Annotated in this window: 4 protein-coding genes and 1 pseudogene; 1 reads left to right on the top strand and 4 read right to left on the bottom strand. The window is 73.8% G+C overall.

From position 1 onward, the window contains the following. Positions 1 to 157 precede the first annotated feature (157 nt). The 3 genes and pseudogenes from HCN56_RS21480 to HCN56_RS21465 form a co-directional block, all read right to left on the bottom strand. Positions 158 to 2,782, bottom strand: a pseudogene (locus HCN56_RS21480) (sodium-translocating pyrophosphatase); the annotation flags it as partial. A gap of 1,401 nt (positions 2,783 to 4,183) precedes the next feature. Next, positions 4,184 to 4,594 (bottom strand): ATP-binding protein, encoded by a 411-nt coding sequence (locus HCN56_RS21470; protein ID WP_167973614.1) that lies wholly within the window; start codon positions 4,592 to 4,594, stop codon positions 4,184 to 4,186. A 176-nt stretch (positions 4,595 to 4,770) separates the two neighbouring features. Next, positions 4,771 to 5,112: an STAS domain-containing protein gene (locus HCN56_RS21465; protein WP_167933979.1), complete on the bottom strand. Its 342-nt coding sequence runs from the start codon at positions 5,110 to 5,112 to the stop codon at positions 4,771 to 4,773. A gap of 161 nt (positions 5,113 to 5,273) precedes the next feature. Between HCN56_RS21465 and HCN56_RS21460 the strand changes: the two genes are divergently transcribed. Further along, positions 5,274 to 7,631 carry a DNA 3'-5' helicase SftH gene (locus HCN56_RS21460; protein WP_167973612.1) on the top strand — a complete coding sequence of 786 codons (2,358 nt, stop codon included), beginning with the start codon at positions 5,274 to 5,276 and terminating at the stop codon, positions 7,629 to 7,631. Here HCN56_RS21460 and HCN56_RS21455 read toward each other — a convergent pair. Further along, entirely contained in the window at positions 7,594 to 7,902 is a 309-nt protein-coding gene (locus HCN56_RS21455) for an Rv3654c family TadE-like protein (protein ID WP_312871349.1), read from the bottom strand. The two genes, HCN56_RS21460 and HCN56_RS21455, sit on opposite strands and share 38 nt — an antisense overlap. Positions 7,903 to 8,040 lie beyond the last annotated feature (138 nt).

Here is an 8,040-nt window from a genome sequence, read left to right as displayed (position 1 = left end):
GCGGCGGGGTCCGGCACTACACCGGCCCGCCCTCGCCGCCACTCCGGCGCCGGTCGGGGTCGTCGCCGCCCGCCCCGCCGGTAGGGGCCACCGACGGGTCGGCGGGTGCCGACGCCGGGGGCGATCCGCCGCGCGGGCCGATGCCGGTGCCCGCCTCGTCCTCCTGGTCCCCGACTGTGATGCCCCGTTGCTTGGAGACCACGACGGCGGCGACGATCACCGCGAGCGCCAGCACGGTGATCAGCACCCGCACGGCACCGTTGGCGTCGTCGCCGACACTCAGCGTCACCACGGCGGGGGCGATCAGCAGCGCCACCAGGTTCATGACCTTCAGCAGCGGGTTGATCGCCGGGCCCGCGGTGTCCTTGAACGGGTCGCCGATGGTGTCGCCGATGACGGTGGCCTCGTGGGCGGCGCTGCCCTTGCCGCCGTGATGTCCGTCCTCGACCAGCTTCTTGGCGTTGTCCCAGGAGCCGCCGGAGTTCGCCAGGAACACCGCCATCAGGATGCCGGTGCCGATCGCACCCGCGAGGAACGCCGCCAGCGGGCCGACCCCGAGTCCGAAGCCCACCGCGATCGGCGCCATCACCGCCAGCAGCCCCGGGGTGGCGAGCTCGCGCAGCGAGTCGCGGGTGCAGATGTCGACGACCCGCCCGTACTCCGGCTTCTCGGAGTGGTCCATGATCCCGGGGTGCTCGCGGAACTGCCGCCGGACCTCGTGGACCACCGAGCCGGCCGAGCGCGCGACGGCGTTGACCGCGAGCCCGGAGAAGAGGAAGACCACCGCCGAGCCCATGATCAGACCGACCAGACTGCTGGGATAGGTGATGTCGGGGTTGAGGCCCGCCGCACCGAAGGCGTCCACCACGCTGACCCCGGTGTCCTGCACCGCGTTGGCGATGGCGTCCCGGTAGGCACCGAACAGCGCCGCCGCCGCGAGCACCGCCGTGGTGATCGCGATCCCCTTGGTGACCGCCTTGGTGGTGTTGCCCACCGCGTCCAGCTCGGTCAGCACCTGCGCGCCCGCGCCACGGACGTCACCGGACATCTCGGCGATGCCCTGGGCGTTGTCCGCCACGGGACCGAAGGTGTCCATGGCGACGATGACGCCGACCGTGGTCAGCAGACCGGTGCCGGCCAGGGCCACCGCGAACAGCGCCAGCATGACCGTGCCGCCGGCCGCCAGGAACGCCGCGTACACGCCGAGCGCCACGACCAGCGCGGTGTAGACGGCCGACTCCAGACCGAGGGAGAACCCGGCGAGCACCACCGTGGCGGGCCCCGTCCGGGAGGACCGGCCGATGTCGCGCACGGGGCGCCGCGAGGGCTCGGTGAAGTACCCGGTCAGCTGCTGGATCAGCGCCGCCAGCACGATGCCGATGGCGACCGAGGCGAGCGCGAACATCCGCGGGTCGGCGTCGTGCGCCAGGATCTCCGCGTCGTCCACCCCGCTCAGCTCGGCGAAGCTGCCGGGCAGCGCGACGAACGCGGCGATCGCCACCAGGACGAGCGAGATCGCGGCCGAGATGAAGAAGCCGCGGTTGATCGCCGTCATGCTGTTGCGGTCACCCCGGCGGGGGGCGACCACGAAGATCCCCGCCATCGCGGTCAGCACCCCGATGGCGGGCACCAGCAGCGGGAACGTCAGGCCCACGTCGCCGAAGGCGACCGCGCCGAGGATGAGGGCGGCGACCAGCGTCACGGCGTAGGACTCGAACAGGTCGGAGGCCATGCCCGCGCAGTCCCCGACGTTGTCGCCCACGTTGTCGGCGATGGTCGCCGCGTTGCGCGGGTCGTCCTCGGGGATGCCCTGCTCCACCTTGCCCACCAGGTCGGCACCGACGTCGGCCGCCTTGGTGAAGATGCCGCCGCCGACCCGCATGAACATCGCGATCAGAGCGGCACCGAGGCCGAAGCCCTCCAGGACCTTCGGCGCGTCCGCCGCGTAGACCATGACCACCAGGGCCGCGCCGAACAGGCCGAGGCCGACGGTGCACATGCCGACGACGCCACCGGTGCGGAACGCGATCCGCATCGCCTCGTGGCGCACCTCCTCCGGGTCCCGCCCGAGGCGCTCCGGCTCGGCCCCGGCCCCGGCCTCGGTCGTGCCGGCCCCGGCCCCGGCCTCGGTCGTGCCGGCCTCGGTCGTGCCGGTGGCCGGGGGCTCCGGTTCTCCGGGGGCCTCGGGATCGGGCACGGCGGCGCGACCGGTCCGGCCGGTCGCACCCTCGCCGGGGCCCGCCGCCGGGTCGGGGACGGCCATCGGCCGACCGCCGGGGCCGGTCCCCAGGTCACCGTCGCCCGCGTCCCCGTGCGACGCGGGGAATTCCTCGCCACCCGGCGGATTCGCGCCCCGGGCAGCGGCCGCAACACGTACATTGCTGCGCACCGCCAGCCACATTCCCATGTAGCCGATGGCCGCCGAGAATGCCGCACCGACGAGGAAGAACAACGAGCGGCCGATGCGCTGGTTCCAGTCGTCGGCGGGAAGAATGAACAGCAGGACGAACACCGCGGCGGCGAATACCGACAGCGTGCGCATCTGGCGCATCAGATAGGCGTTCGCGCCCTCCTGGATCGCCGCGGCGATCTTCTTCATCGCCTCGGTGCCCTCACGCGCGGCGAGGACCTGGCGCGCCAGCACCACGGCGAAGCCCAGTGCCGCCAGGGCGACCAGGCCGATCAGCACAACCAGGACACGGCTTCCCGCCGTGAGCTCGGCGGCCGAGTCGGCCGCCGTGACGTACGGATGCTCCCGGAGAGGGGATGTGAGCCCCACCATTCGTCCTCCTTGACGCAGGATGATCCGAAACAGACGTGGCCGGAGTGTAGGGAGACGGGGGACATCCACAAAGGGGTCGGTAGGTCGGAATTCTGTGCTCGGCCCCGAAATCCCGGCGACTGGCCGGATCACTCGACGCCCGGGTGATGAAAGAGGATTCCCCGACAAGATCAACAGAATACCGTCGGTCACTTCGTCGGGCTTGGTGAACGGATGCCGCTCCGGGGGCGGCAGGCGGCGACGGACGCGGCGTGTCGCAGGCCAACACCCCTGCCGCGCGTGTCAGTCGGGGACGCGGCACTGCACGGGCGGCCGCCTCGTGATGCGCGGAACGTGACGGAACGGGGGACGTCCGCCCGGGTGACCCGCTCCCCCGGGCCCGGCCCGCGGCGTTGCCTCTCCGCCGTGACATGGCGAGAAGCAGCGGCCGCCGACGGAGACGCCCGACGGGCCGGGACCGCCCGCTGCCGCGGCGCGCACCGCCTCGGGCCGGGGTCGCAGCGGGACCGGCACGTCACCGTATGCCGGGGCGGGGCGGGGCGTGGCAGGCGTGGCGGGGCGGGGCGGCCGGGCGGCCGGCCGGTGGGCGTGATCGCAGCCCGTGCACGGGATCACGCGGCTCGGACCCGCCGCCGGGCAGGCCCCGGCGAGAGGCTCGGGCTGCTCCTGTTGGCTGCCCCCGTTGGCTGCCCGCTGCGCGGAGGGAGCAACGGCCCCTCGCGCCCGGTGGGACCAACGGGGGTCCCGCGCTCCACACGCCCGTCCCGGCGCGGCAGACCGGAAGGCGCCCCGGCAGACCAACGGACAGGCGCACCGAGGACGGGCCCGTGCGCGGTCGGCTGCACAGTTCCTCTCCCCACACCCCGGCCCGGCGGACCGGCGCCGGGTCCTGCAGAGGGAACGGCCTCCGTCGGCGGCAGGGGCCGCAGGACGGCTCGCTCGCTCAATCCTCCGCACCCAGCACCCCATCACCCAGCCACGGCGGGCCGCCCGAGCGGAGGGAGGAGCGCCCCCCGGCAGGCGGGCAAGTCCTCTGGGCCGGCCCCGGTCCGCCACCGATGAGCGGCGCGGGTGACGGAGCGGCAGCGCGGACCGACGGATTCGGGGCGACCCGGCCTCCGGACCGAGTCTTCGGGGCGTCGGCCGGGACGGTCTCGGTGGAGGGCGCGCCCGATGGCCGCGCCATCGCCGCGGCCATCGGGGCGATGCCCGGAGCACACCCGAGCGAAGCCAAGGGGAGCGGCGCCACCGAGTGCGTCGCCGTCAAGGAGCGGGGCAGCCGCTCGCGGCCGGGGCGTGACCCGGCGGACCGAACGGCGGGAAACCGGCGCAGCACGGACGACAGCCCCCGCCGCCGGGCGCACCGGCGGCGGGGGCTGGTGCGACAGAGCCGCGGTGAGGTCAGACGGCGGCAGCGGCGGGCCAGCTCATTCTGATCCGGCCACCTTCCGCGTCGGCCGCGACCTCGAAGTCGTCCACGAGGCCACTGATGACGGCGAGCCCCAACTCGTCCGTCTCCTCGCCGGTGTCGTCCTCGCCGTCCCGCTGCTGCGGCACGGAGCCCGGCGCGTCGTCCCCGACCTCGATGGAGAAGGTCTTCTCCCCCTCGGTCAGGCTGACCCGCACCGGGGTCTGCAGACCGTGCAGTTTGTGCAGGCCCACGGCCCGCGTGCACGCCTCACCGACGGCGAGACGCAGTTCGTCGAGTACCGACTCGTCGACGCCGGCGCGACGGGCAACGGCAGCGGCTACCAGCCGAGCGGTGCGCACGTGCTCGGGCGACGCGCTGAAGCGCAGATCGACGGTGGCCATTGCTGTCCCCCTCGGTCACCGCACGCCACCGCGGCCGGCGGGTGCGCCGGCCTGGAACGGGGAGCACGGTGGGTGGTGTGATTCGGTTGGCTGACGAAGACGTGCGGAAGCCGCACCCGCGCGGTGGCGATGCCCGCGCGAGCCGCCCGCACCGGCCCGGAGGCCGGTCACACCGGTCAGTCGGACGCCGCGACGGCCTCGTCGACCGAGTCATGGATCGGGAAGACCTTGGTCAGACCCGTGATCCGGAAGATCTTGAGGATGCGCTCCTGGTTGCAGACCAGTCGCAGCGAACCCTCCTGAGCCCGGACGCGCTTCAGGCCACCGACCAGGACACCCAGTCCGGTGGAGTCGAGGAAGTCGACACGCTCCATGTCCACCACCAAGTGGTGGTTGCCCTCGTTCACCAGCTCCACGAGCTGCTCGCGCAGCTTCGGGGCGGTGTAGACGTCAATTTCGCCGCCAACCTCGACGACGGTGCGGTCGCCGACGGTACGAGTCGACAGGGACAGGTCCACAGATCCTCCAGCACCTTGCTCATGGGCGGTTGCCCCGGGACGCCCCCACCCCTCGGCGGAGCGGCGAACCGATTGCCGCCAGTGCATTCAATCATTTACCCACGGCCGGGGACGACGACTTATGGTCATTGTCCGCCGGACCGGTGACAGACTCGGTGTCGATGCAGTACGAACCGGCCCCGCCGACACCGGACACCCCAACGGCCCGTCGATCACCCCGGGCCCTGCTGGCGCGCCTCGAATCGGCGGGCGACCGCTCCGGTCGTGTCACCCACACGGAGCACCTGCCCGCTCGTGCGGCACGTTATTCCCCCTGGCCTCAGCAGCTTCACCCCGACGTCGTCGCCGCCGTCCGGGAGCGAGGCGTCGACCGACCCTACAGCCACCAGGCGGAGGCGGTCGGGCGCGCGCTGGCCGGGGAGTCGGTCATCGTCGCCACCGGCACCGCTTCCGGCAAGTCCCTCACCTACCTCGCCCCGGTGCTGGACGCGCTGCTCGGGCCGGCGGTGGAGGGCCGAGCCCCCACCGCGCTCTACCTGGCGCCCACCAAGGCGCTCGCCGCCGACCAGGCCCGCGCGGTGAAGGAACTCGCCGCGCCGCTGGGCACGGCGGTCCGCCACGCGGTGTACGACGGCGACACGCCGGCGGAGGCCCGGGCGTGGGCCCGGCGCTACGCCAACTTCCTGCTCACCAACCCGGACATGCTGCACCGTGGGCTGCTGCCGGGACACCGCCGCTGGACCTCCTTCCTGCGCGGCCTCCGCTACGTCGTCATCGACGAGAGCCACGTCTACCGCGGGGTCTTCGGGTCGCACGTCGCCCAGGTGCTGCGCCGGCTGCGGCGGCTCTGCGCCCACTACGGCGCGCACCCGGTTTTCCTGCTGGCCTCCGCGACCGCGGCCGAGCCCGGGCTCGGCGCCTCCCGCCTCACCGGGGTGGACGTCGGCGCGGTCACCGACGACGGTTCGCCCCGCGGCGAGCTGGCCTTCGCGCTGTGGGAGCCGCCGCTGACCGAGGCGAAGGGTGAACGCGGAGCCCCGGTGCGGCGGTCCGCGACCGCGGAGGCCGCCGACCTGCTCTGCGACCTGGTCGGTGAGGAAGCCCGCACTGTCGCCTTCGTCCGCTCCCGACGCGCCGCGGAGCTCATCGCGCTGATCGCGCGCGAACGGCTGGACCGCCGCCGCGGTGAAGCCGTCTCCTCCTACCGTGGCGGGTACCTCCCGGAGGAACGAAGGGCGTTGGAGCGCGCCCTGCACAGCGGCGAACTCCTCGGCCTCGCCGCGACCAACGCGCTGGAGCTCGGGGTGGACATCGCCGGTCTCGACGCCGTGCTGATCGCCGGCTTCCCCGGGACCCGCGCCTCGCTGTGGCAGCAGGCGGGACGCGCCGGGCGCGCCGGCCAGGGGGCGCTGGCGGTCATGGTCGCCCGGGACGACCCGCTGGACACCTATCTGGTGCACCATCCCGAGGCGCTGTTCCGGCGCCCGGTGGAAGCGACGGTGCTGGACCCGGCCAACCCCTACGTCCTCGCCCCGCACCTCTGCGCGGCTGCGGACGAGTTGCCCCTGACCGAGGCCGACTTCTCGGTGTTCGAGGCCTCGGCCCGAGACCTCACCCCCAAGCTGACCGCCCGCGGTCTGCTGCGCCGCCGCGGCGCTGCCTGGTACTGGACACGGCGCGACCGGCCGAGCGACCTGGCGGACATCCGCGGCGAGGGCGGCCCCCAGGTGCAGGTGGTCGAGGAGGCCACCGGCCGGCTGCTGGGCACAGTGGACACCGCCGCCGCGCACACCACCGTGCACGAGGGAGCCGTCCACCTCCACCGCGGTGCCAGCTACGTCGTGCGGAGCCTGGACCTGGGCGACCACACGGCGCTGGTCGAGGCGGCGGCACCGCCGTGGACCACCTCGGCCCGGGACACCAGCGAGATCGCCGTGCTCGACACCGACCTCACGGAACAGTGGGGCGCGAGCAGGATGTACCTGGGCTCGGTGGAGGTCACCAACCAGGTGGTCTCCTATCTGCGGCGGCGGCCGGTCACCGGGGAGATCCTCGGCGAGATCAAGCTCGACATGCCCCCGCGGGTGCTCCGCACCCGGGCGGTGTGGTGGACGCTGACCGAGGACCAGGTCGACGAGGCGCGGCTGACACCGGAGATCCTGCCGGGCGCGCTGCACGCCGCCGAGCACGCCGCGATCGGGATGCTGCCGCTCTTCGCGACGTGCGACCGCTGGGACATCGGCGGCGTCTCGACGGCGCTCCACCCCGACACCCTGCTGCCGACGATCTTCGTGCACGACGGGCACCCGGGTGGCGCCGGCTTCGCCGAGCGGGGGTACCACGCGGCCCGGGACTGGTTGGCGGCCACCCGGGACGCGATCGCCGCCTGCGAGTGCGAGAGCGGCTGCCCGTCCTGCGTTCAGTCCCCGAAGTGCGGCAATGGCAACGACCCGCTCCACAAGCGCGGGGCGGTGCGGCTGCTCACGGTGGTCCTGCGCGGGATCGCGCCGCCACCGTGAACGGGACGTTCCCCGCCGCGGACACCGCCACGCTGAGGTCCGCGACGCCGTCGGCAGCCAGGGCGCACCGGGTGAGCCTGGCGCCGTTGGCCTCGGCGACCCTCGCCGCCGACTCGCAGGCGGTCTCGGGGCCGAGCAGAGCCCGATCGGCGGCGGCGAGCGCCGCGAGGTCGGCGGCGAGAGCGGCCCGCTGACGTGTGTCGGCGACGCCGACGACGGCCAGCACCGCCGCCGCCACCGCCACCAGAACGGCGGCGCAGGCGACCGCCACCACCGATGCCGACCCCCGGTCGAGGCGGGGCCGTGCCCCATCGATTCACCCCTACCGACAAAGGAGCACCACCGTGAAGAAGGAACCGCTGCACCGCCTCCGCGCTCTCCCGCACCGCGCGCGGCCCCGCATCGCCCG

This window comes from Streptomyces lonarensis (genome assembly GCF_012033735.1).
Taxonomy (GTDB): Bacteria; Actinomycetota; Actinomycetes; order Streptomycetales; family Streptomycetaceae; genus Streptomyces; species Streptomyces lonarensis.
The sequence above is the reverse complement of the archived record's forward strand: the minus strand, read 5'-3'. Positions and strand labels throughout refer to the sequence as shown.